General features: G+C 53.3%; 26 protein-coding genes and 2 pseudogenes. 17 read left to right on the top strand and 11 right to left on the bottom strand.

The features are described 5' to 3' along the window. Nucleotides 1-16: 16 nt before the first annotated feature. A complete protein-coding gene (locus AAYN39_RS05790) occupies nucleotides 17-1,381 on the bottom strand; it encodes a heavy metal sensor histidine kinase (RefSeq protein ID WP_000240037.1) in 1,365 nt (454 codons plus the stop codon). Continuing rightward, nucleotides 1,374-2,054 carry a response regulator transcription factor HprR gene (gene hprR / locus AAYN39_RS05785; RefSeq protein ID WP_000698211.1) on the bottom strand — a complete coding sequence of 227 codons (681 nt, stop codon included), beginning with the start codon at nucleotides 2,052-2,054 and terminating at the stop codon, nucleotides 1,374-1,376. The genes AAYN39_RS05790 and hprR overlap by 8 nt, the downstream gene beginning before the upstream one ends. Nucleotides 2,055-2,189: 135 nt before the next feature. Between hprR and hiuH the strand changes: the two genes are divergently transcribed. Further along, a complete protein-coding gene (hiuH, locus tag AAYN39_RS05780) occupies nucleotides 2,190-2,600 on the top strand; it encodes a hydroxyisourate hydrolase (RefSeq protein WP_000833187.1) in 411 nt (136 codons plus the stop codon). A gap of 332 nt (nucleotides 2,601-2,932) precedes the next feature. On the opposite strand, the gene AAYN39_RS05775 is transcribed toward hiuH, so the two are convergent. From AAYN39_RS05775 to hpaR, 3 genes and pseudogenes are all read right to left on the bottom strand, one after another. Next, nucleotides 2,933-3,445 carry a 4-hydroxyphenylacetate 3-monooxygenase reductase subunit gene (locus AAYN39_RS05775; protein WP_001195558.1) on the bottom strand — a complete coding sequence of 171 codons (513 nt, stop codon included), beginning with the start codon at nucleotides 3,443-3,445 and terminating at the stop codon, nucleotides 2,933-2,935. A gap of 17 nt (nucleotides 3,446-3,462) precedes the next feature. Next, nucleotides 3,463-4,824: pseudogene (gene hpaB, locus AAYN39_RS05770) on the bottom strand (4-hydroxyphenylacetate 3-monooxygenase, oxygenase component); the annotation flags it as partial. A gap of 51 nt (nucleotides 4,825-4,875) precedes the next feature. Continuing rightward, nucleotides 4,876-5,316: a homoprotocatechuate degradation operon regulator HpaR gene (gene hpaR, locus AAYN39_RS05765; RefSeq protein WP_000543921.1), complete on the bottom strand. Its 441-nt coding sequence runs from the start codon at nucleotides 5,314-5,316 to the stop codon at nucleotides 4,876-4,878. Between the two features lie 274 nt (nucleotides 5,317-5,590). On the opposite strand from hpaR, the gene hpaG reads away from it, so the two are divergent. The 9 genes and pseudogenes from hpaG (at nucleotide 5,591) to AAYN39_RS05720 (ending at nucleotide 14,640) form a co-directional block, all read left to right on the top strand. Then, nucleotides 5,591-6,880: a 4-hydroxyphenylacetate degradation bifunctional isomerase/decarboxylase gene (gene hpaG / locus AAYN39_RS05760; protein WP_000679210.1), complete on the top strand. Its 1,290-nt coding sequence runs from the start codon at nucleotides 5,591-5,593 to the stop codon at nucleotides 6,878-6,880. Continuing rightward, a pseudogene (hpaE, locus tag AAYN39_RS05755) lies at nucleotides 6,877-8,342 on the top strand (5-carboxymethyl-2-hydroxymuconate semialdehyde dehydrogenase). The gene hpaG and the pseudogene hpaE overlap by 4 nt, the downstream one beginning before the upstream one ends. Before the next feature lies 1 nt (nucleotide 8,343). Continuing rightward, a complete protein-coding gene (gene hpaD / locus AAYN39_RS05750; protein WP_000516973.1) occupies nucleotides 8,344-9,195 on the top strand; it encodes a 3,4-dihydroxyphenylacetate 2,3-dioxygenase in 852 nt (283 codons plus the stop codon). A gap of 9 nt (nucleotides 9,196-9,204) precedes the next feature. After that, nucleotides 9,205-9,585 (top strand): 5-carboxymethyl-2-hydroxymuconate Delta-isomerase, encoded by a 381-nt coding sequence (locus AAYN39_RS05745; protein WP_001119858.1) that lies wholly within the window; start codon nucleotides 9,205-9,207, stop codon nucleotides 9,583-9,585. Between the two features lie 143 nt (nucleotides 9,586-9,728). Further along, nucleotides 9,729-10,532 (top strand): 2-oxo-hept-4-ene-1,7-dioate hydratase, encoded by an 804-nt coding sequence (gene hpaH, locus AAYN39_RS05740; RefSeq protein ID WP_000884795.1) that lies wholly within the window; start codon nucleotides 9,729-9,731, stop codon nucleotides 10,530-10,532. Between the two features lie 10 nt (nucleotides 10,533-10,542). After that, nucleotides 10,543-11,334 (top strand): 4-hydroxy-2-oxoheptanedioate aldolase, encoded by a 792-nt coding sequence (hpaI, locus tag AAYN39_RS05735; protein ID WP_000785061.1) that lies wholly within the window; start codon nucleotides 10,543-10,545, stop codon nucleotides 11,332-11,334. 71 nt (nucleotides 11,335-11,405) lie between these two features. Next, nucleotides 11,406-12,782, top strand: a complete 1,377-nt coding sequence (gene hpaX / locus AAYN39_RS05730; protein WP_001285789.1) for a 4-hydroxyphenylacetate permease — start codon at nucleotides 11,406-11,408, stop codon at nucleotides 12,780-12,782. Nucleotides 12,783-12,791: 9 nt separating this feature from the next. Then, a complete protein-coding gene (gene hpaA / locus AAYN39_RS05725) occupies nucleotides 12,792-13,688 on the top strand; it encodes a 4-hydroxyphenylacetate catabolism regulatory protein HpaA (protein ID WP_000336599.1) in 897 nt (298 codons plus the stop codon). Nucleotides 13,689-13,701: 13 nt separating this feature from the next. Next, nucleotides 13,702-14,640, top strand: a complete 939-nt coding sequence (locus tag AAYN39_RS05720; RefSeq protein WP_000976557.1) for an MBL fold metallo-hydrolase — start codon at nucleotides 13,702-13,704, stop codon at nucleotides 14,638-14,640. Between the two features lie 407 nt (nucleotides 14,641-15,047). On the opposite strand, the gene AAYN39_RS05715 is transcribed toward AAYN39_RS05720, so the two are convergent. The 3 genes from AAYN39_RS05715 to cbpA all read right to left on the bottom strand — a co-directional run bounded on the left by AAYN39_RS05715 (nucleotide 15,048) and on the right by cbpA (nucleotide 17,289). Further along, complete coding sequence (locus tag AAYN39_RS05715) at nucleotides 15,048-15,410, bottom strand: anti-adapter protein IraM (RefSeq protein WP_001537781.1); 363 nt, start codon at nucleotides 15,408-15,410, stop codon at nucleotides 15,048-15,050. Between the two features lie 653 nt (nucleotides 15,411-16,063). Beyond that, nucleotides 16,064-16,369 carry a chaperone modulator CbpM gene (cbpM, locus tag AAYN39_RS05710; RefSeq protein WP_001284251.1) on the bottom strand — a complete coding sequence of 102 codons (306 nt, stop codon included), beginning with the start codon at nucleotides 16,367-16,369 and terminating at the stop codon, nucleotides 16,064-16,066. Beyond that, a complete protein-coding gene (gene cbpA / locus AAYN39_RS05705) occupies nucleotides 16,369-17,289 on the bottom strand; it encodes a curved DNA-binding protein (RefSeq protein ID WP_000420603.1) in 921 nt (306 codons plus the stop codon). Before cbpA ends, cbpM begins: the two co-directional genes overlap by 1 nt. 235 nt (nucleotides 17,290-17,524) lie before the next feature. On the opposite strand from cbpA, the gene AAYN39_RS05700 reads away from it, so the two are divergent. The 5 genes from AAYN39_RS05700 (at nucleotide 17,525) to agp (ending at nucleotide 22,312) form a co-directional block, all read left to right on the top strand. Then, entirely contained in the window at nucleotides 17,525-17,887 is a 363-nt protein-coding gene (locus AAYN39_RS05700) for a copper resistance protein (protein ID WP_001118904.1), read from the top strand. Between the two features lie 48 nt (nucleotides 17,888-17,935). Next, nucleotides 17,936-19,822, top strand: coding sequence for a thioredoxin family protein (locus tag AAYN39_RS05695; protein ID WP_000972986.1), 1,887 nt, complete (start codon nucleotides 17,936-17,938; stop codon nucleotides 19,820-19,822). Continuing rightward, entirely contained in the window at nucleotides 19,819-20,442 is a 624-nt protein-coding gene (locus tag AAYN39_RS05690) for a DsbA family protein (RefSeq protein ID WP_000876697.1), read from the top strand. Before AAYN39_RS05695 ends, AAYN39_RS05690 begins: the two co-directional genes overlap by 4 nt. After that, on the top strand, nucleotides 20,432-20,938 hold the full coding sequence (locus AAYN39_RS05685; protein WP_000907521.1) for a protein disulfide oxidoreductase: 507 nt from the start codon (nucleotides 20,432-20,434) through the stop codon (nucleotides 20,936-20,938). The genes AAYN39_RS05690 and AAYN39_RS05685 overlap by 11 nt, the downstream gene beginning before the upstream one ends. A 132-nt stretch (nucleotides 20,939-21,070) precedes the next feature. Beyond that, on the top strand, nucleotides 21,071-22,312 hold the full coding sequence (agp, locus tag AAYN39_RS05680; RefSeq protein ID WP_000749190.1) for a bifunctional glucose-1-phosphatase/inositol phosphatase: 1,242 nt from the start codon (nucleotides 21,071-21,073) through the stop codon (nucleotides 22,310-22,312). A 33-nt stretch (nucleotides 22,313-22,345) separates the two neighbouring features. Here agp and AAYN39_RS05675 read toward each other — a convergent pair whose 3' ends face one another. Continuing rightward, nucleotides 22,346-22,573 (bottom strand): YccJ family protein, encoded by a 228-nt coding sequence (locus tag AAYN39_RS05675; RefSeq protein WP_001143126.1) that lies wholly within the window; start codon nucleotides 22,571-22,573, stop codon nucleotides 22,346-22,348. A gap of 20 nt (nucleotides 22,574-22,593) precedes the next feature. After that, nucleotides 22,594-23,190 (bottom strand): NAD(P)H:quinone oxidoreductase, encoded by a 597-nt coding sequence (gene wrbA / locus AAYN39_RS05670; RefSeq protein ID WP_001062894.1) that lies wholly within the window; start codon nucleotides 23,188-23,190, stop codon nucleotides 22,594-22,596. A 384-nt stretch (nucleotides 23,191-23,574) separates the two neighbouring features. Here wrbA and AAYN39_RS05665 point away from each other — a divergent pair, with 384 nt between their 5' ends. Beyond that, nucleotides 23,575-23,742 carry a general stress protein gene (locus tag AAYN39_RS05665; protein ID WP_001273665.1) on the top strand — a complete coding sequence of 56 codons (168 nt, stop codon included), beginning with the start codon at nucleotides 23,575-23,577 and terminating at the stop codon, nucleotides 23,740-23,742. Nucleotides 23,743-23,878: 136 nt separating this feature from the next. Then, a complete protein-coding gene (rutR, locus tag AAYN39_RS05660; protein ID WP_000083125.1) occupies nucleotides 23,879-24,517 on the top strand; it encodes an HTH-type transcriptional regulator RutR in 639 nt (212 codons plus the stop codon). On the opposite strand, the gene AAYN39_RS05655 is transcribed toward rutR, so the two are convergent. Then, nucleotides 24,514-24,909, bottom strand: a complete 396-nt coding sequence (locus tag AAYN39_RS05655; RefSeq protein WP_000821059.1) for a lysozyme inhibitor LprI family protein — start codon at nucleotides 24,907-24,909, stop codon at nucleotides 24,514-24,516. The genes rutR and AAYN39_RS05655 overlap by 4 nt on opposite strands. Nucleotides 24,910-24,961: the final 52 nt, after the last annotated feature.

Raw genomic sequence — 24,961 nt, 5'->3', positions numbered from 1 at the left:
AGAACCTGTACTGACCTTAGCTATCACCGCTATCAGGCAGACGAACCGAAAAGATATTATGTTCATCGGCATAGCGGTAAGATGCCGAGCCACCGTGCAATAGGGCAATCGCGTTAACTAACGATAACCCCAGGCCGAAACCGGCAGTGTAGCGGGCATTATCTCCTCGCCAAAAACGCCGGAAAAGCTTATCCGCATCGGCGGTGGGGCTGCCCGGATTAGCGACCCGAATTTCTGCAACGTTATCATCATAAGCGCTTTCAATACGTATCACGGCGTTTTCATCAGAATAACGGATGGCATTCGTCAGCAGGTTTGAGAGCACTCTTTGTAATAATATTTCGTCAGCCCATACCGTTCCCTGACATTGATTTATAAAACAGATGTGCTTCTCTTCGGCAAGGGGGCTAAGATAATCCAGCATATTTTCGACCAGCGCATTGAGCGAAACAGGCTGTTTTTTTACCGCTATATTCTGGTGCTCCGCGCGTGCCAGAAAGAGAATATTTTCTGTCAGTCGCGACAGTCCCTCCAGCTCTTCAATATTATCGACAAGGGCTTGTTGATACTCTTCGGCGCTGCGTTCCTGACTCAGCATAACCTGATTCTTCCCCAGTAAAATATTAACCGGCGTGCGCAGCTCATGCGCCAGATCGTCGGCAAATTGGTTCAGGCGTTCAAAATCGTCGGAAAGCTTCTGGCGCATGGTATTTAGCGCTTGCCCAAGCGGCCTGAGCTCGACGGGTAACGCCTGTTCCGCCAGCGGCTGGCGAAGTGTGCCGCTATCTGTCGCCGCGGTGAGTCGGCTGAGCGACGTAATGGCCCGCAGCCCGTTTCTGATGACTAATGGACTGAGCGCCGAACAGACGAGGATCGCGATAAGGCTAATCAGCAAACTGTTGCGGCGATATTGCGCCAGCATTTGCCGCCTTTCCGTCGCCAGCCTGGCAATAGTAAGGGTCAGCGGGTTATCGCCGCTTCTGGCGTTTACTCGTACCGCGGTCAGCTCCGTGCCTTGTACCGCCTGGCGAAATAAGGTTTCGCGGGTGATGTTTTTAGCCAGCGGAATCTCGTTAAAGCGTTGGTCGGGGATGCCGCTATGATTAATCGCAACATTATGGCCTGTTGCTGAGTGGATCAATAAGATATCCTGCTTCGTATCCACCATCCGATTGAAATAGAGCGGCAGATTTTCCGGCCTGGCGCCATCCAGTAACAGTTGCTGCATTTGCGCCGCCCGATTTATTAGCGTCATATCATCCCGATACGTTAATTCTTTGCTCAGCGCGTTATAGAGCGTCCAGCTAATGCCGGTACAGGCGAGGATAAGTATGGCGATAAAAGAAATTGTCAGGCGCAGCGTCATTGATAACTTAACCATTCTGCGACGTTTCCGCCTGTAATCGATAACCCATCCCCTGGACGGTCATAATGAGCTTCTTTTCAAATGGATCGTCTACTTTGGCGCGCAGCCGACGAATCGCGACATCAACGGTGTTGGTTTCACTATCAAAGTTAATTCCCCAAACTTCGCTGGCGATCGCGGTTCGGGGCACGATTTCCCCTGCCCGGGACGCCAGTAACCAGAGGAGCAGGAATTCTTTGCGGGTCAGGGAAATCGGTTTGCCATTTCGTAACACCGATTGCTTTGTGGCATCCATGTCCAGACCATTGATCGTCAGTCGGGTAAAGACCGGGACATGCTGTCTGAGTTGAGCTCTCACCCGGGCCAGCAGTTCGGCGAAGGAAAAAGGCTTAACAAGGTAATCATTAGCGCCCGCCTCAAGACCTTTGACGCGATCCTCAACCGAGTCGCGCGCCGTCAGGCAAATAACAGGGGGCTGATATGCAGTGCGCAACGCGCGTAAAACCTGCCATCCATCAAGCCCCGGCAGCATAATATCAAGAATAATCAATGAATAATGTTCCTGAAGGGCTAGGTGTAATCCGTCTCGTCCATCACAGGCATAATCAACCACATAGCCTGCCTCCGTGAGTCCCTGACGTACCCACTCAATGGTTTTCTGGTTATCTTCAATCAATAAAATCTTCATCAACGCAGTATGCCATAGGCTTGTTAGCGAATCCGTAAATCTCCAACAAGATGACATAATTGTCATGTCCGTGTAAGGTTAATCCTGGACGCGCCAGATATATTTTCCTGCATCAATACCGTAAAGGAGTGAAGCATGAAACGATATATACTGGCTACCGCGATAGCGTCTCTTGTTGCAGCCCCGGCAATGGCGCTGGCCGCTGGCAGCAATATTCTCAGCGTACATATTCTCGATCAGCAAACAGGCAAACCAGCGCCCGGCGTGGAGGTGGTACTGGAGCAGAAAAAGGATAACGGATGGACGCAATTAAACACCGGGCATACCGACCAGGATGGACGAATTAAAGCACTGTGGCCCGAAAAAGCTGCCGCGCCGGGGGATTATCGCGTTATTTTTAAAACCGGCCAGTATTTTGAAAGTAAAAAACTGGACACGTTTTTCCCGGAGATTCCCGTCGAGTTTCATATCAGCAAAACGAATGAGCACTATCATGTGCCGCTGTTATTAAGTCAGTATGGTTATTCAACCTATCGCGGGAGCTAATTTAGAGCCTATCCTATTAGGGCTATTTTACTTGCCATTTTGGTCCTGGGCAGTGCTCGCCAAAACGCGTTAGCGTTTTGAACGCCGCTTGCGGCGGCCCGAAGGGCGAGCGTAGCGAGTCAAACCTCACGTACAACGTGTACGCTCCGGTTTTTGCGCGCTGTCCGTGTCCAAACAGGCTGCGCCAATAACGCCTGGTGGGACAGGCTCTTAGATTTTATTAATCGCCGGGATTTATGGCGAGCAAACATCGCGGCGGGAATAAAAATCTTCAGCGTATCGACTCTCCTCCCACAAGCGGTGGTTATCCCGCTTGTGGGTATGAGTGACGGTTAAACAGGCGCTTCCATCTCAAGTCTGACCGGATGAAAACGGCGTTTGAAATAAATCAGGCCATGCCCCTCCTGGCTAAGAATAATATTTTTGATCGCCACCAGATACACCAGATGCGTGCCAATGGTTTGTACCTCGCTGATCTCGCCTTCAAGACTGGCCAGCGCGCCGTTAAGTACCGGCTGGCCCAGCGGCCCGTTTTGCCAACATGGCTGGTGAAAACGCTCCTCCATCGCCATCCCCGTCATACCGGCAAAGTGGCGCGCCATCAGCTCCTGCTCATGGTTAAGTACATTAATGCACAGCCTGCCGTTGCCCTGAAAAACGGGGTTCATGGCGCTATTGGCATTAATACATACCATCACGGAGGGCGGCGTATCAGTGACTGAGCAAACCGCTGTTGCGGTGATACCGCAGCGTCCGGCGTGACCCGCCGTGGTTACGATGTTGACCGCTGCCGCCAGACTTGCCATCGCATCGCGAAAACGCAGACGTTGTTCATCTACTTGCATGAGAACCTCCTGCCGCGTTATTTCAGCAGCTTATCCAGTTGATTGATGTCGTCGTTATTGTGCAAATGCGAAACCGTCCAGCCATTCTGATCGTATTCGGAGAGGCAGCGATCGACCATTGCCATCATCTTATCCATATTGCCGGAGCTCTGGGCCTGACGCAGACACTGCAGACGAATTTCATCCTGGCTGCCCGAGTAGTTAATCTCGTACAGCTCATGGCGACCGCCAAACTCGCTGCCGATGGCATCCCACATCAATTTAAGAATTTTGATACGTTCAACATGGTCCATTCCGTTAGAGCCGCGTACGTATTTCGCCAGGTACTGGTCGATTTGCGGATTATTCAGATCGCGGGCGCTGGAAGGCAGGTAAATCAGGCCGCTGGTAACGTTACGTTCAATAATATTTTTAATTTTCGCGTAGGCCATTGGGGCCATCACACGATAGGTTTGCAGCGCGGCGTGGTCCGGTAGCCAGGCGCCGTTTACCCACGGGGTTGCTTCAGAACACATAGAATCGCTCAATGCCCAGAACATATTGCGCCAGGCCACGACTTCGCCGAGATCGGCCTGCACGCCCCGGAACTCTACGGTACCCGTACATTCGAGCGATTTTTTCAGCAGCGCGGTAATGAAATCAAGTTTTACCGCCAGACGAACACAGGCTTGCAGTGGATACATACGGGCAAAGCCGCCTTCCATCGTCCAGCGACGACAACGATCGAAATCACGGTAAATTAATACGTTTTCCCACGGGATCAGCACCTTGTCCATCACCAGAATGGCATCGTTTTCATCAAAACGGCTGGAGAGGGGATAATCAAACGGCGAGCCCGTCGCGCCCGCGACCATTTCATACGAGGCGCGCGAAATAAGTTTTACGCCTTCGGCATCCATTGGCGCGACAAACATCAGAGCAAAATCCGGGTTTTCGCCCATCACCTGGGCTGAGCCGAAACCAATCATGTTGTAGTGAGTCAGGGCGGAGTTAGTGGCGACAACTTTCGCCCCGCTGACAATAATCCCGGCGTCCGTCTCTTTCTCCAGCTTGATATAGACGTCTTTCACTTCGTCGGCAGGTTTGTGGCGGTCAATGGGCGGGTTGACGATTGCATGGTTAAAGTACAGGCCGGTCTCCTGAATACGGGTGTACCAGTTACGGGCGTTCTGCTCAAACTGGCCGTAGAAGGCTGGGTTAGCGCCCAGAGCGCAGCCAAAGGCGGCTTTGTAATCCGGTGTGCGTCCCATCCAGCCGTAACTCAGGCGTGACCACTCGGCGATAGCATCACGCTGTTGGCGCAGATCGTCTGCGCTTTTCGCCACGCGGAAAAATTTATGCGTATAACCGCCGCTGCCGGTATCGGTATTCCAGCACAGGGTGTAAGCGGGAGGGGATTCCCGTGTCGGCGGCGTGGGAAGGTAAGAATACTATGCTTCCGCTTCGCTATCAGGATGCTGGCGCCCCAGAGCAATAAGATCGTCCAGCAGCAGCATCAATTGCTGTGTTTTTTCGGGCGTGAAATCGGCCTCAATTTTTCGATAAGCCTCTTCTACCTCGCTCCGGGCACGGGCGTACAACGTTTGTCCCTGCTCCGTCAACATGACATATAACTTACGCTGATCGTTAACCGGCTTGAGTCGCAACACCAGTCCGTCTCGCTCCATGCGCGTCAATATTCCGGTCAGACTTGGACGCAAAATACAGGTACGAAAGGCCAGCTCGTGAAAATCCATAGAGGGGCTATCGGCCAGGATTCGCACAATGCGCCATTGCTGGTCGGTCAGATTGTGGCTTTTAACGATGGGGCGGAAATAGGTCATTGCCGCTTCGCGCGCCTGAAGCAAGGCGATGGTTAATGAATCATGCATAAGCGTTTCTCTTTTGCAGAATTATTAATACCTGAATAATCGTGTTTACCGATGTGAGCTATGACATCTGTTTTATGTCCAAAGTTTAATAGAAACAAGGGGTTTTATTTAACTATTTGATATATATGTATTTAATAATAAATTTGTGAAAATATTGTTAATCACATCATAAATACTTTACTTAAGCTTGCTAAATGTACAGCGAAAGCATAAATCTAATCATTAATATGTTAATGAAATCACAGCCCGTTAAATCGGCCTGAGGAGTTTATGTATGAAGGGTACTGTTTTCGCCGTTGCGTTAAACCATCGCAGCCAGCTTGATGCCTGGCAAGAGGCTTTCTCTCAGCCTCCCTATAATGCGCCGCCTAAAACCGCAGTGTGGTTCATCAAGCCGCGTAATACGGTGATTCGTCACGGCGAACCCATTCCTTATCCGCAGGGAGAAAAGGTACTGAGCGGCGCGACAGTGGCGCTCATTGTGGGGAAAACCGCCAGCCGGATACGCCCTGAAGCGGCGGCGGACTATATCGCCGGGTATGCGCTGGCTAACGAGGTCAGCCTGCCGGAAGAGAGCTTTTATCGCCCGGCGATTAAAGCGAAATGTCGCGATGGCTTTTGCCCGCTGGGTGAAATGGCGCCGCTGAGTGATGTGGATAATCTCACCATTATCACTGAAATCAACGGACGAGAAGCGGACCACTGGAATACTGCCGATTTACAGCGTAGCGCCGCACAACTGCTTAGCGCGTTAAGTGAGTTCGCTACACTTAACCCTGGCGATGCGATCTTACTTGGTACGCCGCAGAATCGCGTTGCGCTGCGTCCCGGCGATCGGGTGCGTATTCTGGCGAAAGGTTTACCCGCGCTGGAAAATCCGGTTGTCGCAGAAGATGAATTCGCCCGCCACCAGACGTTTACGTGGCCGCTGTCAGCGACGGGAACGTTATTTGCGCTGGGGTTGAACTACGCCGATCACGCCAGCGAGCTGGCATTTACGCCGCCGAAAGAGCCGCTGGTATTTATCAAAGCGCCAAACACCTTTACCGAACATCACCAAACGTCGGTGCGCCCGAACAACGTCGAATATATGCACTACGAAGCCGAGCTGGTCGTGGTGATTGGCAAAACGGCGCGTAAGGTGAGCGAAGCCGAAGCCATGGAGTATGTGGCCGGTTACACCGTCTGTAACGACTACGCGATCCGCGACTATCTGGAAAACTACTACCGTCCGAATCTGCGGGTAAAAAGCCGCGACGGCCTGACGCCGATAGGCCCGTGGATTGTGGATAAAGAGGCGGTTTCTGATCCGCACAACCTGACGTTACGCACCTTTGTCAACGGTGAGCTGCGGCAGGAAGGGACGACCGCCGATCTGATCTTCAGCATCCCGTTCCTGATTTCTTATCTGAGCGAATTTATGACGTTGCAACCGGGCGACATGATTGCCACCGGTACGCCGAAAGGGCTGTCCGATGTGGTGCCGGGGGATGAAGTTGTCGTTGAAGTAGAAGGCGTGGGTCGCCTGGTTAACCGAATCGTCAGTGAGGAGAGCGCAAAATGAAGAAAATAAATCATTGGATTAACGGCAAAAACGTTGCAGGTAACGACTACTTCCAGACCACTAACCCGGCGACCGGTGATGTGCTGGCGGAAGTAGCCTCCGGCGGTGAAGCAGAAGTGAACCAGGCTGTCGCGGCGGCAAAAGAGGCGTTCCCGAAATGGGCCAACCTGCCGATGAAAGAGCGCGCGCGCCTGATGCGCCGCCTTGGCGACCTGATTGACCAGCATGTGCCGGAAATCGCGGCGATGGAAACCGCCGACACCGGCCTGCCTATTCACCAGACTAAAACGTGCTGATCCCGCGCGCCTCGCATAACTTCGAATTCTTCGCCGAAGTGTGCCAGCAGATGAACGGCAAGACCTATCCGGTTGACGATAAAATGCTCAATTATACGCTGGTGCAGCCCGTCGGCGTCTGCGCGCTGGTGTCGCCGTGGAACGTGCCGTTTATGACCGCGACTTGGAAAGTTGCGCCGTGCCTGGCGCTGGGTAACACCGCGGTGCTCAAAATGTCCGAGCTGTCGCCGCTGACTGCCGACAGGCTGGGCGAGCTGGCACTGGAGGCAGGAATTCCGGCAGGCGTGCTGAACGTGGTGCAGGGCTACGGCGCGACGGCGGGCGATGCGCTGGTACGCCACCATGACGTGCGTGCGGTGTCGTTTACCGGCGGTACCGCCACCGGTCGCAATATCATGAAAAATGCCGGGCTGAAAAAATACTCGATGGAGCTGGGCGGCAAATCGCCGGTGCTGATTTTTGAAGACGCCGACATTGAGCGCGCGCTGGACGCCGCGCTGTTCACCATCTTCTCGATCAACGGCGAACGCTGCACCGCTGGGTCGCGCATCTTTATCCAGCAGAGCATTTACCCTGAGTTCGTGAAGCGCTTTGCCGAACGCGCGAATCGCCTGCGTGTCGGCGATCCGACCGACCCGAACACCCAGGTCGGCGCGCTGATTAGCCAACAGCACTGGGAGAAAGTCTCCGGTTATATCCGCCTCGGCATTGAAGAGGGGGCAACGCTGCTGGCGGGCGGTGCGGAAAAACCCACTGACCTGCCTGCGCATCTGAAAGGCGGTAACTTCCTGCGCCCAACCGTGCTGGCCGATGTCGACAACCGTATGCGCGTTGCGCAGGAAGAGATCTTTGGGCCGGTCGCCTGCCTGCTGCCATTCAAAGACGAAGCGGAAGGGTTACGTTTGGCGAACGATGTGGAATACGGTCTGGCCTCTTATATCTGGACCCAGGACGTGAGCAAAGTGTTGCGCCTGGCGCGTGGGATTGAAGCCGGCATGGTCTTCGTCAACACCCAGAACGTCCGCGACCTGCGCCAGCCGTTCGGCGGCGTGAAAGCCTCCGGTACCGGGCGCGAAGGCGGCGAATATAGCTTCGAAGTGTTTGCGGAAATGAAAAACGTCTGCATCTCAATGGGCGACCATCCTATCCCAAAATGGGGAGTTTGATATGGGCAAGTTAGCGTTAGCAGCAAAAATTACCCACGTGCCGTCGATGTATCTTTCTGAACTGCCAGGAAAAAATCACGGTTGTCGTCAGGCAGCCATTGATGGGCATATTGAAATTGGCAAGCGTTGCCGCGAAATGGGCGTTGACACCATTATCGTATTCGACACCCACTGGCTGGTGAATAGCGCTTACCACATTAATTGTGCCGACCATTTCCAGGGCGTCTATACCAGCAACGAATTGCCGCACTTTATTCGCGACATGACCTATGACTATGACGGTAATCCGGCGCTCGGCCATCTGATCGCCGACGAGGCGGTCAAACTGGGCGTGCGCGCCAAAGCGCACAACATCCCGAGCCTGAAGCTGGAGTATGGCACGCTGGTGCCGATGCGCTACATGAACAGCGACAAGCACTTCAAAGTGGTCTCCATCTCGGCGTTCTGCACTGTGCATGATTTTGCCGACAGCCGCAAACTGGGCGAAGCCATTCTCAAGGCGATTGAGAAATATGACGGTACCGTAGCGGTATTCGCCAGTGGTTCTCTGTCGCACCGTTTTATTGACGACCAACGGGCGGAAGAGGGGATGAACAGCTACACCCGCGAGTTCGATCATCAAATGGACGAGCGCGTGGTCAAGCTGTGGCGCGAAGGCAAATTCAAGGAGTTTTGCACCATGTTGCCGGAGTACGCCGACTACTGCTACGGCGAAGGCAACATGCACGACACGGTCATGCTACTGGGAATGCTGGGGTGGGACAAATACGACGGCAAGGTGGAGTTCATCACCGACCTGTTCGCCAGCTCCGGTACCGGCCAGGTAAACGCTGTTTTCCCGCTGCCTGCGTAAGGGGGGTTTATGCCGCACTTTATTGCTGAATGTACTGAAAATATTCGCGAGCAGGCTGATTTACCAAGCCTGTTCAGCAAGGTAAACGAGGCGCTGGCCGCCACCGGGATTTTCCCCATCGGCGGTATCCGCAGTCGCGCCCACTGGCTGGATACCTGGCAGATGGCTGACGGTAAGCATGATTACGCGTTTGTGCATATGACGCTGAAAATCGGCGCCGGGCGCAGCCTGGAGAGCCGTCAGGAAGTCGGCGAAATGCTGTTTGGGCTGATTAAAGCCCACTTCGCCGACCTGATGGAGAACCGCTATCTGGCGCTGTCGTTTGAGATTGCCGAGTTACATCCAACGCTCAATTACAAACAAAACAACGTACACGCGTTATTTAAATAGCACACTCTTTCGCCCGGTGGCGCTGCGCTGACCGGGCCTACAAAAAAACGATGCACGAAGCAGTACCGAACCGTAGGCCGGGTAAGACGCACCCGCGTCGCCACCCGGCGCAGCAGCACCGAATGAGGTAACAGGAAGCAACTATGCTCGATAAACAGACCCATACCCTGATCGCTCAGCGACTTAATCAGGCTGAAAAACAGCGTGAACAGATTCGCGCAGTGTCGCTGGATTATCCCAACATCACTATTGAAGATGCCTATGCCGTACAGCGTGAATGGGTCAATATCAAGATTGCCGAAGGGCGCACGCTCAAAGGCCACAAAATCGGCCTGACCTCAAAAGCGATGCAGGCCAGCTCGCAAATCAGCGAACCGGATTACGGCGCGCTGCTTGACGATATGTTCTTCCATGACGGCGGAGATATCCCCACCGACCGTTTTATCGTCCCGCGTATTGAAGTGGAGCTGGCGTTCGTGCTGGCGAAACCGCTGCGCGGCCCTCACTGCACGCTGTTCGACGTCTACAACGCCACGGATTATGTGATTCCGGCGCTGGAACTGATTGACGCCCGCAGCCACAACATCGACCCGGAAACCCAGCGCCCGCGCAAAGTGTTCGACACCATTTCCGACAACGCCGCCAACGCCGGGGTGATCCTCGGTGGTCGCCCCATCAAACCAGACGAGCTGGATCTGCGCTGGATCTCCGCGCTGCTCTATCGCAACGGCGTGATCGAAGAAACCGGCGTCGCCGCAGGCGTGCTGAATCATCCGGCCAACGGCGTGGCGTGGCTGGCGAACAAGCTTGCCCCCTACGATGTCCAGCTTGAAGCCGGGCAGATCATCCTCGGCGGCTCGTTCACCCGCCCGGTGCCGGCGCGCAAGGGCGACACCTTCCATGTCGATTACGGCAACATGGGCGCGATCAGTTGCCGGTTTGTGTAAGGAAAAAACGATGAAAAATGCTTTCAAAGACGCGTTAAAAGCGGGGCGCCCGCAAATCGGTTTGTGGCTGGGGCTTGCCAACAGTTACAGCGCTGAACTGTTAGCGGGCGCCGGCTTCGACTGGCTACTGATTGACGGTGAACACGCGCCAAACAACGTGCAGACGGTGTTGACCCAGTTGCAGGCGATTGCGCCTTATCCCAGCCAGCCGGTGGTGCGTCCGTCATGGAACGATCCGGTACAGATTAAGCAACTGCTCGACGTCGGCGCGCAAACGCTGCTGATACCGATGGTGCAGAATGCCGATGAAGCGCGAAACGCCGTGGCGGCTACGCGTTATCCGCCTGCCGGTATTCGCGGCGTGGGCAGCGCGCTGGCGCGGGCATCGCGCTGGAATCGCATTCCGGACTATCTCCACCAGGCCAACGACGCCATGTGCGTACTGGTGCAGATTGAAACGCGTGAGGCGATGAGCAATCTGGCGTCAATTCTCGACGTGGATGGCATTGACGGCGTGTTTATTGGCCCGGCGGATCTCAGCGCCGATATGGGCTTTGCCGGCAATCCGCAGCACCCGGAAGTGCAGGCGGCGATTGAGAACGCCATCGTGCAGATACGCGCGGCGGGGAAAGCGCCGGGGATTCTGATGGCCAATGAAGCACTGGCGAAACGTTATCTGGAACTGGGGGCGCTATTTGTCGCCGTCGGCGTTGACACCACGCTGCTGGCGCGCGGAGCGGAGGCGCTGGCGGCGCGCTTTGGCGCAGAAAAAAAACTGTCCGGTGCGTCCGGCGTCTATTAAGCCTGGGCCGGTAAGCGCAGCGCTACCGGGCAACCGTAGTACCCTACAAAATTCCCATCAGAGGAAAAAAAATGAGCGACACATCATCTGCACTTCCGGAAAGCCCCGAGTCTGTCGGTTCGCACAACGCGCTCAGCACGGGTCAACAAACCGTCATAAATAAACTGTTCCGCCGACTGATCGTATTTTTATTCGTGTTGTTTATCTTCTCGTTTTTAGACCGTATCAACATCGGTTTTGCCGGGTTGACGATGGGGCAGGATCTGGGGTTAAGCGCCACCATGTTTGGTCTTGCCACGACGCTGTTTTACGCCACCTACGTCATTTTCGGCATTCCCAGCAACGTGATGTTGAGCATCGTCGGCGCCCGCCGCTGGATTGCGACCATTATGGTGCTATGGGGCATTGCATCTACCGCCACGATGTTCGCGGTGGGACCGAAAAGCCTGTATGTGCTGCGAATGCTGGTGGGCATTACCGAAGCGGGCTTTTTGCCAGGAATATTGCTCTATTTAACCTACTGGTTCCCGGCATTTTTCCGCGCCCGCGCCAACGCATTATTTATGATTGCCATGCCGGCCACTACCGCGTTGGGGTCAATTGTCTCCGGCTATATTTTATCGCTGGACGGCATATTCAATCTGCATGGATGGCAGTGGTTATTCCTGTTGGAAGGATTTCCGTCAGTTTTGTTAGGCATTATGGTCTGGTTTTACCTGGATGATACCCCGGCAAAAGCCAAATGGCTGACGGCAGAGGATAAAAAATGTTTGCAGGAGATGATGGATAATGATCGCCTGACGCTGGTTCAGCCTGAGGGGGCCATCAGCCATAACGCCATGCAGCAGCGTAGCCTGTGGCGCGAAGTATTCACGCCAATTGTACTGATGTATACGCTGGCCTATTTTTGCCTTACCAATACGCTTAGCGCCATTAGTATCTGGACGCCGCAAATCCTGAAAAGTTTTAATGAAGGCAGCAGCAATATCACCATCGGCCTGCTGGCGGCGATCCCGCAGATTTGTACTGTTCTGGGCATGATTTACTGGAGCCGCCATTCGGACAAACATCAGGAGCGTAAACACCACACTGCGTTACCGTTCCTGTTTGCCGCCGCGGGCTGGCTGCTGGCGTCGGCGACCGACCGTAACCTGATCCAGCTCCTGGGGATCGTGATGGCATCCACGGGTTCCTTTAGCGCGATGGCGATCTTCTGGACCACGCCGGATCAGTCGATCAGTTTACGCGCCAGGGCGATAGGCATTGCGGTCATCAATGCCACCGGCAATATTGGCTCCGCGCTCAGCCCGGTTATGATTGGCTGGCTAAAAGATATCACTGGTAGCTTCAATAGCGGACTCTGGTTTGTCGCTTCTCTGTTAGTCGTCGGCGCCGCCATTATCTGGCTCATTCCCATGAAAGCATCGCGTCCGCGCGCCACCCCTTGAGGAGAAACTATGTGCCAACGTGCGATCGCCAATATTGATATCAGCAAAGAGTATGACGAAAGCATGGGCAGTAACGATGTGCATTATCAGTCGTTTGCTCGTATGGCGGATTTCTTTGGTCGTGATATGCAGGCGCATCGCCACGACCAGTTTTTTCAAATGCACTTTCTTGATACCGGGCAGATTGAGCTACAGCTCGACGATCATCGCTATTCGGTGCAGGCGCCGCTATTTGTGCTAACGCCGCCCTCGGTGCCGCATGCTTTTATTACCGAATCGGATAGCGATGGTCATGTTCTGACGGTACGCGAAGAGCTGGTTTGGCCGCTGCTGGAAGTGCTTTATCCCGGCACCAGAGAGGCCTTCGGCCTGCCGGGAATCTGCCTGTCGCTGGCGGATAAACTCAACGAGCTGGCGGCGCTCAAACATTACTGGCAGCTAATTGAGCGGGAGTCCACGGAACAACTGGCTGGCTGCGAACATACCTTGGTACTACTGGCGCAGGCGGTATTTACCTTGCTGTTGCGTAATGCGAAGCTGGACGATCATGCCGCAACCGGGATGCGCGGTGAACTGAAACTTTTTCAGCGCTTTACCCTGTTAATTGACAACCACTTCCATCAGCACTGGACGGTGCCCGATTATGCCTGTGAGTTGCATATTACCGAATCTCGTTTGACCGATATTTGCCGACGTTTTGCTAATCGCCCGCCTAAACGCCTGATTTTTGATCGGCAATTACGCGAGGCGAAACGACTGCTGCTTTTTTCCGACAATGCTGTCAACGAGATCGCCTGGCAATTAGGTTTTAAAGATCCGGCTTATTTCGCCCGTTTCTTTAATCGCCTTGCTGGCTGTTCTCCTTCGCAGTTTCGCCAACGTGAAGTTCCTTCTTTTCTCAACTAAGAAGAGTAAAAACATGATGAAAAAAAGCGTCGCTATGCTGGCGGTTTGTATGCTGGCGCAAAGCCACCTTGCCATTGCTGCCGGTGCTCCTGCGCCTCAAGAGATCAACATTGTTTTACTGGGCACCAAAGGCGGGCCTTCTTTGCTCAATACAGCCAGACTACCGCAAGCGACGGCGCTCACTATCGGCGATAAGATATGGCTGATAGATGCCGGCTACGGCGCCAGTCTGCAACTGGTGAAAAATGGCATTCCACTGCGCAACATCAATACTATTTTGCTCACCCATCTGCACAGCGACCACATACTGGATTATCCTTCCTTGCTGATGAATGCCTGGGCAAGTGGCCTGAAAGACCATACCATACAGGTTTATGGCCCGCCGGGAACCCAGGCGATGACGAAGGCTAGCTGGAAGGTCTTTGACAGGGATATCACGTTACGCATGGAAGAAGAGGGGAAACCCGATCCGCGCAACCTGGTTAAGGCGACCGATATCGGCCAGGGCGTCATCTATAAAGATGAACTGGTCACAATAAGCGCGCTGAAAGTGCCTCATTCCCCTTTCCCGGACGGTGAAGCGTTTGCTTACCGTTTTGATACTCAGGGTAAGCGAATCGTCTTCTCTGGCGATACGTCCTGGTTTCCTCCGCTTGCAACGTTTGCCCAGGGGGCGGATATCCTGGTACATGAGGCGGTACATGTCCCTTCGGTAGCAAAACTGGCTAATAGTATTGGCAACGGAAAAACGCTGGCTGAAGCGATTGCGTCGCATCACACCACGATTGAAGATGTCGGTAAGATTGCTCGCGAGGCCCACGTGAAAAAACTGGTGTTAAGTCATCTGGTGCCTGCGACGGTTGCGGATGACGTCTGGCAACAGGAAGCCATGAAAAATTACCCGGGCCCTGTCATTGTCGGTCATGACAATATGACGATAAGCGTACCGTAAGCATCAGGGCAGGGGTAAACCAACGGGCTGACATCATGTCAGCCCGTTATGCTTTTGGCGATCAGCATGACGCGCAGAGCTTTTGTCTAAAACATTATTTTTTCTAAACACTACTTGCTGATTTTTATGCACAATAAAGGTAAGATGATTGCTCTGGTGAAATATCACTAAATAAGAATGTCACGGATGGAATTTATACAGTGTTAAAAGCAATGCGTTTCTTTGTCTGCCGGCCATCAGTAATATCCTCTGTACCGGCTCCTCGTTGCCAAAGTGAAGGTTAGATTAAACGAATCAAAAAATATCCGAACTGTACAATTTTTATATCAAACATATTTAACTGCAAAATACTGCAAACGTGCGCGAATACACTTAATCAGTAGTATGGCTAATGCATACTTTATTTCCTAAACTTTCTTATTATCTATTTGAATATTTCTGGTTAAACCAAATGGACAAACGGATACCAGACACTCGAAAGGATAACTGCAAGCTTCTGGTTTAGGATTGCAGTTACCAGGACAGTGGCTATTTTCTTTAAGCGATTTCCATAGAACAGGATTAAACCTGGTAACGTTGTAAACAGTAACGGGATAAAGTTTATCGTTTATTAAGACCCCCTTATTAAAGGGGATGATAATGCTACCTGGAGGCATGTAAACATCTGCTTGATACCATAAGGTCAATCTAAGATTTTTTAGGCTATGTATGCATGAGAACGACACTCCGGTAGAGGGACTTATAACTGTATCAACGACCTTCCATTCCATTACAGAAACCTTTTAAGTGAAATAGTCAATGGTGTAAATTACATTTTCCGCAAGCCTATTCAGGATAGATGAAAATCTGAGAAACATAACTCGTTGAAAACGATCGTTTTTTATTGACCACTCTATTTATATTGATTTTTTAATAAGTTATTTATTTTATGCTCTTATTTTGTTTACATTCTATTACATTTTTGTATTTTATACGTGGTGTAAATATTGGGCGGTAGTGGATGTTATAACGCTCAATTATTAAACTGTAAGTGACTGTTGTATTTCTTATTTATAAATACCGCAACCTGTAAGCGCAGCGGTACATTTTACCCGGCATTGACAGGGAGAAGATACGTATCAACCAGAGAGTACAAAACAGTGAAAGAATATATTCTTCAGGCAATAAATGATCGCTAACGTGTAAAAATAACCGACGAATCTAAAAAATGTGAGCGTGTGGCTGGTCTTTATTTAAACGATGATCTTCGCAATGGCGCATTAATGGCTGACATTGGCGGTTCGTTGATCGGCTTGTGCGCGGTGAAAGGCTATATTTCTTCCGTTGCGGGAAGTATGTCAGAGGCATTCTGGTATTATACCGGGTGTATGTAAATCCGGGGTGGGCAGAAAGCCCACCCTCGGTTTATTGCCTTTATCGTGGATTAGGGATGCGAGATAAAGCGAGAAAGGCGTTGCAGCAGTAACCGGTTTTCTTCGCGCAGCCGTGAATTCTCTTCCAGCAGCGTTAACGCGACCGCGATCCCTGGCCAGTCGAGCGCCAGCTCCTCGCGTAAGCGTAGCGCGCGTTGTACCACGCTCGCTGCGCGATCGTCGAATTGCCAGTCGGCGTTATCGTCTTCGTAAGGCTCAATTACGCCAAGTCCGACGATTTCGTTTAGCTCCTCTTCCGTCACGCCGGTGTGCAAACAAAATTCGGTGATGGTAAAGGTGACAGTGATGTTAGCCATTATGCTTTCCCCCATTGCTGGCGTGGGTCAAAGGACGACTGCGCGTCCGCCAGTTGTTGCCACAGGGCAGCTGTTTTCTCGTCAGGTTTCGGCGGCATAACGATTTTGATGATGGCATAGAGATCGCCAGTGTGCTTTTTACTGGCTAATCCTTTTCCTTTGATACGCAGCCGCTGACCTGCCTGGCTGCCGGGGGGAATGGTCAGCAAAATACGCTCTTTAAGCGTTGGCACAGACACCTTAGCGCCGAGCGCCGCCTCCCATGGGGCAAGCGGAAGGACGACTTCCAGATCCTGATTGACGATATCAAAGAGCGGATGCGGGGCAATATGGATAACGAGCCATAAATCGCCATTAGGTCCGCCGTTTTCCCCCGGCGTGCCCTGGCCTTTCAGTCTGATTCGTTGCCCGTTGCTGACGCCAGCCGGGATTTTCACATTCAATGTTTTGGGAATTTCCCGCTCCACCAGGCCGAACGCGTTATAAACGGGGACGGAATAGCTAATCGTACGCTGGTGCTCTTCCAGCGTTTCTTCCAGGAATACCGCCACTTCAATTTCGATATCATGACCGCGTGCGGCGTGGCGGTGGTGCGAATGACGACCGTGCTGACCAAAAATAGACGAGAAAATATCATCAAAATCTTCGGCGTTATACGGCTGGCCTTCGTGTTGCTGGAACTGGCGATTAAATTGTGGATCGTTACGGTGTTGCCATAACTGGTCATACTCGGCGCGCCGTTGCTCATCACTCAGCACTTCCCATGCTTCAGCAACCTCTTTGAAACGGGCTTCGGCATCGGGTTCTTTGCTGACATCTGGATGGTACTTGCGGGCCAGTCGGCGATAGGCGGTCTTAATCGTCTTGAGATCGTCCGTCGGTTTCACGCCCATAATGGCGTAATAATCCTTAAGTTCCATAGCATCATCTCGCTAAATCAATACATACAGAAGGGACCCCAAAAAGGTTTCTCCACTAAGTGTAGGGTAAACCTGAAAAGTGCGTATGAAAACACCAGTTATATCATTAGTAAGAATAAATTACGTTGTTCGACTATCAGAAGGTTGCGCAGCGCGCCGACATAACTTTACAGGGGAAAGGTTGCCAAAACCGCGCCAGTGGCTAAGATAACTCGCGTTAAACAGTGAGGGCGCAATGGCGAAACAACAACGGATGGGCTGGTGGTTTCTTTGCCTTGCATGTGTCGTGGTAATGGTTTGTACCGCGCAACGCATGGCGGGCCTGCACGCCTTGCAGATGCAGGCGACGGCCTCTGCTGCGGTGGTCAGCGCTCCCTCCTCGACAGATGACGGCTCGCCGGTCACTCCCTGCGAATTAAGCGCCAAGTCGCTGCTGGCGGCGCCTCCAGTACTCTTTGAAGGTGCTATCCTTGCGCTTTATCTACTGCTTTCCTTACTGGCGCCTGTCCGGGTCATGCGCCTGCCGTTTTCGCCTCCACGGGCTATTTCGCCGCCCACATTACGGGTACATCTACGATTTTGTGTCTTCCGTGAATGACAGACCGGTTATTACTAACGGTTAATTACTCATTCACGGAGAAAAAATATGATGATTTTATTCAGGCGGATACTGTTCTGCCTGTTATGGCTTTGGCTGCCCGTCTCCTGGGCGGCGGAAAGCGGCTGGCTGCGTTCGCCCGATAACGACCATGCCAGCATACGGCTACGTGCCGATACGTCCGCTAACAGTGAGACCCGGCTGTTGCTGGATGTCAAACTGGAAAACGGCTGGAAAACCTACTGGCGCGCGCCGGGGGAAGGGGGCGTGGCACCCTCTATCGCCTGGAAAGGCGACATGCCTGAGGTAAGCTGGTTCTGGCCAACCCCCTCGCGCTTTGATGTGGCGAATATCACCACCCAGGGATATCACGACGAGGTGACCTTTCCGATGATCGTGCGCGGTACGCCGCCGGCGACCTTGCGCGGTGTGTTGACGTTATCAACCTGCAGCAATGTTTGTCTGTTGACCGATTACCCCTTTTCCGTGACGCCCACTGTGCAGAATGCCGATTTTGCCCATGACTATGCGCGGGCGATGGGTAAAGTTCCGCTCCGCAGTGGGCTAACGGACTCGCTTGACGTTGGCTATCGCCCGGGAGAACTGGTGGTCACTGCTACGCGAGCGGCGGGCTGGTCATCGCCCGGGCTCTATCTTGACACCATAGATGACGTCGATTTTGCGAAGCCTCGCCTGCGCGTAGAGGGCGACAGGTTACAGGCGACGGTGCCGGTGACGGACAGTTGGGGCGAAAAGGCGCCCGATTTGCGCGACAAATCGCTGACCCTCGTGTTAGCCGATGGCGCTATCGCCCAGGAGAGCACGCAAACCATTGGCGCTGCGCCAGCGCAAACGCCGGACAATGCGGCGCTACCTTTCTGGCAAGTTGTAATGATGGCGCTAATCGGCGGACTGATTCTTAATTTAATGCCCTGCGTACTGCCTGTTCTGGGCATGAAACTTGGCTCTATTTTATTGGTAGAGGAAAAAAGCCGCTCTCACATCAGGCGACAATTTTTGGCTTCGGTCGCCGGTATCATTGCGTCATTTATGGCGCTGGCGGCGTTTATGACCCTCCTTCGCCTGTCAAACCATGCGCTGGCCTGGGGAGTCCAGTTCCAGAATGCATGGTTTATTGGTTTTATGGCGCTGGTGATGTTGTTGTTTAGCGCCAGCCTGTTCGGGCTTTTTGAGTTCAGGCTTCCCTCATCTATGACCACGAAACTGGCCACTTACGGCGGTAACGGTATGTCGGGACATTTCTGGCAGGGGGCGTTCGCCACGCTGCTGGCGACGCCTTGTAGCGCGCCGTTTCTGGGCACGGCGGTCGCGGTGGCGCTCACGGCGTCGCTGCCGACGCTGTGGGGGCTGTTCCTTGCGCTTGGCCTGGGAATGAGCGCGCCGTGGCTACTGGTCGCGATACGACCAGGGCTTGCGCTACGTTTACCGCGCCCCGGGCGTTGGATGAATGTCCTGCGCAGGATCCTCGGTCTGATGATGCTGGGGTCGGCTATCTGGCTGGCGACGTTACTCCTGCCGCATTTCGGCTTCACTGCGTCAAAGAGCGCGCAAGACACGGTTCAGTGGCAACCGTTGAGTGAACAGGCAATCCAGTCGGCGCTGGCGCAGCATAAGCGGGTATTTGTCGATGTCACTGCGGACTGGTGTATTACCTGTAAAGTGAATAAATACAACGTCCTGCAAAAAGAGGATGTGCAGGCCGCCTTGCAACAGCCGGATGTTGTGGCGCTGCGGGGAGACTGGACGCTGCCGTCCGATGCCATTACAGATTTTCTGAAAACGCGCGGCCAGGTCGCCGTGCCGTTTAATCAGGTATATGGCCCCGGTTTGCCGGAAGGGGAGGCACTGCCCACTTTGCTGACCCGCGATGCGGTATTACAAACGTTGAAAAAAGCGAAAGGAATAACCCAATGAAATACATGATTGTTTTACTGCTGGCGCTGTTTTCGACGCTGAGCATCGCGCAAGAAACCGCTCCTTTTACGCCGGATCAGGAAAAGCAGATTAAAAATCTGATCCATGCGGCGTTGTTTAACGATCCTGCCAGCCCGCGGATAGGCGCTAAACACCCTAAGCTGACGCTGGTGAACTTTACGGATTACAACTGCCCGTACTGCAAACAGCTCGATCCGATGCTGGAAAAGATTGTGCAGAAATATCCTGACGTTGCGGTCATTATTAAACCGCTGCCATTCAAAGGAGAGAGTTCCATACTGGCGGCGCGTATTGCGCTGACCACCTGGCGCGATCATCCGCAACAGTTCCTCGCGCTACATGAAAAACTTATGCAAAAGCGCGGTTACCATACGGATGACAGTATTAAACAGGCCCAGCAGAAAGCAGGGGCGACGCCAGTGACGCTGGATGAAAAAAGCATGGAAACGATACGCACTAATTTGCAGTTGGCAAGACTGGTCGACGTGCAAGGAACGCCAGCGACGATCATTGGCGACGAGCTGATTCCGGGCGCAGTGCCCTGGGATACGCTGGAAGCGGTGGTGAAAGAAAAACTGGCGGCTGCCAATGGCGGGTAAACTGCGGCGTTGGCTGCGTGAAGCCGCGGTTTTTCTGGCGCTCCTCATCGCGATAATGGTGGTCATGGACGTCTGGCGCGCGCCGCAGGCGCCTCCGGCGTTTGCCGCGACACCATTACATACGCTGACGGGAGAGTCGACAACTCTGGCGACCTTGAGCGAGGAACGCCCCGTACTGCTCTATTTTTGGGCCAGCTGGTGCGGGGTATGCCGCTTTACCACGCCTGCGGTCGCTCACCTGGCGGCGGAAGGGGAAAACGTCATGACCGTTGCGCTCCGCTCCGGCGGTGATGCTGAGGTTGCCCGCTGGCTGGCGCGCAAGGGCGTTGACTTCCCGGTCGTCAATGATGCTAACGGCGCCTTATCCGCTGGCTGGGAAATCAGCGTGACGCCAACGCTGGTGGTGGTTTCACAAGGTCGGGTTGTGTTCACCACCAGCGGCTGGACCAGCTATTGGGGCATGAAGCTTCGGCTGTGGTGGGCAAAAACGTTCTGAATATGCGCCGGGGTTTCCCGGCGCTAACGCGTTTACTGTAAGAAAAACCTCCGTTTTGCGAAATCGTTCCCGGAAAAATGATCCATTTCTGTCACACTCAGAACGATTTGATAACAACAAGAGGTCATAGGGATGAAAAAATCATTACTCGCTGTTGCTGTGGCAGGGGCTGTTTTGTTGTCATCCGCCGTACAGGCGCAGACAACGCCGGAAGGTTATCAATTACAACAGGTGCTGATGATGAGCCGCCATAATCTGCGGGCGCCGCTGGCGAATAATGGCAACGTACTGGCGCAGTCGACGCCGAACGCCTGGCCGGCGTGGGACGTTCCCGGCGGGCAACTGACGACGAAAGGCGGCGTGCTGGAAGTCTATATGGGACACTACACACGTGAATGGCTGGTCGCGCAGGGGCTGATACCGTCGGGAGAATGTCCGGCGCCCGACACGGTATATGCCTATGCGAATAGTTTGCAGCGCACCGTCGCCACCGCGCAATTTTTCATTACCAGCGCTTTCCCCGGCTGTGATATTCCTGTTCATCATCAGGAAAAAATGGGCACTATGGACCCTACCTTCAATCCGGTGATTACCGATGATTCCGCCGCGTTCCGGCAACAGGCCGTACAGGCGATGGAAAAGGCGCGTAGTCAGCTACATCTTGATGAGAGTTATAAACTGCTTGAGCAGATAACGCATTATCAGGACTCGCCGTCCTGCAAAGAGAAGCATCAGTGTTCGCTAATCGACGCGAAAGATACCTTCAGCGCGAACTATCAGCAAGAGCCTGGCGTGCAGGGGCCGCTGAAAGTAGGGAACTCGCTGGTGGATGCGTTTACCCTGCAATATTACGAAGGCTTTCCGATGGATCAGGTCGCTTGGGGCGGGATCCACACCGATCGGCAGTGGAAGGTGCTGTCAAAACTGAAAAACGGCTACCAGGACAGCCTGTTTACCTCACCCACGGTGGCGCGCAATGTCGCTGCGCCGCTGGTAAAATATATCGATAAGGTGCTGGTTGCCGAGCGCGTTAGCGCGCCGAAGGTTACCGTGCTGGTGGGGCATGATTCCAATATCGCGTCGCTGCTGACGGCGCTGGATTTTAAACCCTATCAGCTCCATGACCAGTATGAGAGAACGCCGATTGGTGGTCAGCTTGTCTTCCAACGCTGGCATGACGGTAACGCTAACCGGGATTTGATGAAAATCGAGTATGTCTACCAGAGCGCCCGGCAGTTACGTAATGCGGAAGCGTTAACGCTCAAATCGCCTGCGCAAAGGGTAACGCTGGAACTGAAAGGATGTCCGGTGGATGCGAACGGCTTCTGTCCGCTGGATAAGTTCGATAACGTCATGAACACTGCTGCAAAATAGCCGTATGCCCCCGCGCAGGCGGGGGCGTTTGTGTTATACGTTCTTACGTTCGATGACTTGTTCGCCCCAGAAGAGCGAGTCTTTGTCCGTTTTCTCAAAGGCTTTGATCAGCACCTCATCGCTACCTTCTTCCCATATTTTTTCTGCCAGTTTCTCGTCATAGTGAGCGACTTCAAAAATGGCTTCGGCAATTTCCGGCGACGTATTACGCAGGCTTGCCCATTCGCCGACGCGGTGCGCTTTTGCTTCTTGAGTTGGCATTCGAATCCTCCTGTTGAAGATTAGCCGTTGAGTTTGACTGCCAGACCGGCGACGTATTCCCCCTGATAGCGAGCGATAGAGAGTTCCTCCTGGCTTGGTTGACGTGAACCGTCGCCTCCAGCGATAGTCGTTGCGCCGTAAGGCGTACCGCCGCGAACCTGGGAGACGTCAAACAGTTCCTGTGCGGAATAGCCTATCGGGACAATCACCATCCCATGATGGGCAAGCGTAGTCCAGGTCGAGGTGATGGTCTGCTCCTGGCCGCCGCCCGTTCCGGTAGAACTGAACACGCCGCCGAGCTTGCCGTATAGCGCGCCGGATGCCCACAGTCCGCCGGTTTGGTCCAGGAAGGTACGCATCTGGCCTGACATATTGCCAAACCGGGTTGGCGTACCAAAAATAATGGCATCGTAATCCGCCAGCTCCTGTGGGGTGGCAACCGGTGCGTTTTGCGTTTTACCGCCAGCTTTTGCGAAGATTTCAGGCGGCATTGTTTCTGGCACACGCTTTATAATGACCTCTGCGCCGTCGACTTTCTTTGCCCCTTCCGCCACCGCGTGCGCCATGGTTTCAATGTGTCCGTACATGGAATAATAGAGCACCAGAATCTTTGCCATTTGTACTACTCCTCAGATTAATCAGGTGTGTAGCGATTCGCTACGTCTATTTAAAGATATGCCCTCCTGTGAAGAGTGCAAATTTCAGCGCCATTTCTTTGATTTATAACAATAATTAATTTGGCGACCTTTGTTGCAAAATGATACATTTTTAAGCGCTTTGATTTTTCCAAGTATAAGAATAACTTATTTATTTCTCATGGTTATTATTCTGCATATTCGGCTTCTGATGTTGCAGAATATTTCGGTAAGCGGCCTACCACGGCGTTTTTCACTATGCTTAATTTTACGCGGCGTTACTGATGATATCGTTCATACGCGGCGCGAGGAGATACTCCTCATTACCTATGCAATATGATGTCTAATCTATGACGGAGGTCAGTAATGGCAAACCATCGTGGCGGTTCCGGTAATTTTGCGGAAGACCGCGAAAGAGCATCAGAAGCAGGTCGTAAAAGTGGTCAGCACAGCGGGGGCAATTTTAAGAATGACCCGCAGCGTGCATCCGAAGCAGGCAAAAAAGGGGGCAAAAGCAGTAACCGTAATCGCTAGCCTGCGTCACAACAGCAAGACGCTGAGCGTTTCGCGCTAAAAAGCGTCATGCGCCACCGCCGCCGGATTTCCGGCGGTTTTTTTGTTTATAAGCCGGATTTGGTATGCTTGCGTCCTGACGAAAAGGAGAGGGCGCATGTCGCAACGCACAGAGAAAAAAATCGGGAAACGTTCGCAGGCCACCGGTGCAAAACGGCAGCTTATCTTAACCGCCGCGCTTGCCGTTTTTTCCCAGTATGGCATTCATGGCGCGCGTCTTGAACAGGTCGCCGAGCGGGCAGGCGTCTCCAAAACCAATCTGCTTTATTATTATCCCTCGAAAGAGGCGCTGTATGTCGCGGTAATGCGACAGATTCTGGATGTCTGGTTGGCGCCGCTCAAGGCGTTTCGCGCAGAATTTTCCCCTCTGGAGGCCATCAAAGAGTATATCCGTCTCAAGCTGGAGGTTTCGCGTGATTATCCGCAGGCGTCGCGGCTCTTCTGCATGGAGATGCTGGCGGGCGCGCCGCTCTTAATGGATGAACTGACCGGCGATCTAAAAGCGTTGATAGATGAAAAATCCGCGCTGATTGCCGGATGGGTGCACAGCGGGAAACTCGCGCCCGTTTCTCCGCATCATTTGATCTTCATGATTTGGGCCGCCACGCAACATTACGCCGATTTCGCCCCTCAGGTTGAAGCGGTAACCGGCGCGACGCTTCGCGATGAAGCCTTTTTCAACCAAACGGTCGAAAGCGTTCAGCGCATTATTATTGAAGGGATTCGCGTGCGTTAACCGGCTGGCGGCAGTGGGCAGCTCAAATCACCCTCTTCACATTGCAGCAGCGAGGCTAAAAACGCTTCGCGTTCGTTCGTTTTATCGGTCAGGCACTGGCTGGCGATCATGGGTTGAACGCTGCCGCCCTCCGTACCTGAGCGAATCAGCGCGCAATCGGCGTCGCGCAGGGCAATCCATGCCACCTGCGCTTTTTGCAATAGCTCACGCTGCGGCGGTTGCGCACGCTTAATCGCGCTTTGATAGGTTTCGTTCAGCTTTTTATCTGCCGCCTGGTATTGCGCGGCGGCGCAGCGATTCATTTCCAGCTGCGTACTGGCGCTGGCACACTCATCGGCCAACGCCTGACTGCTGAACAACAACGCCGCGCAGGTAAGGAAAATTCGTTTCATACGGTCCTCTGACGCGAGTAAAAAGGCTCCATTGACGGAGCCTTAATTAACC

This window comes from Salmonella sp. K21076, from assembly GCF_039650795.1.
Taxonomy (GTDB): Bacteria; Pseudomonadota; Gammaproteobacteria; order Enterobacterales; family Enterobacteriaceae; genus Salmonella; species Salmonella enterica.
Note: the sequence above shows the minus strand (reverse complement) of the source record. Positions and strands in the feature narration are given on the sequence as shown.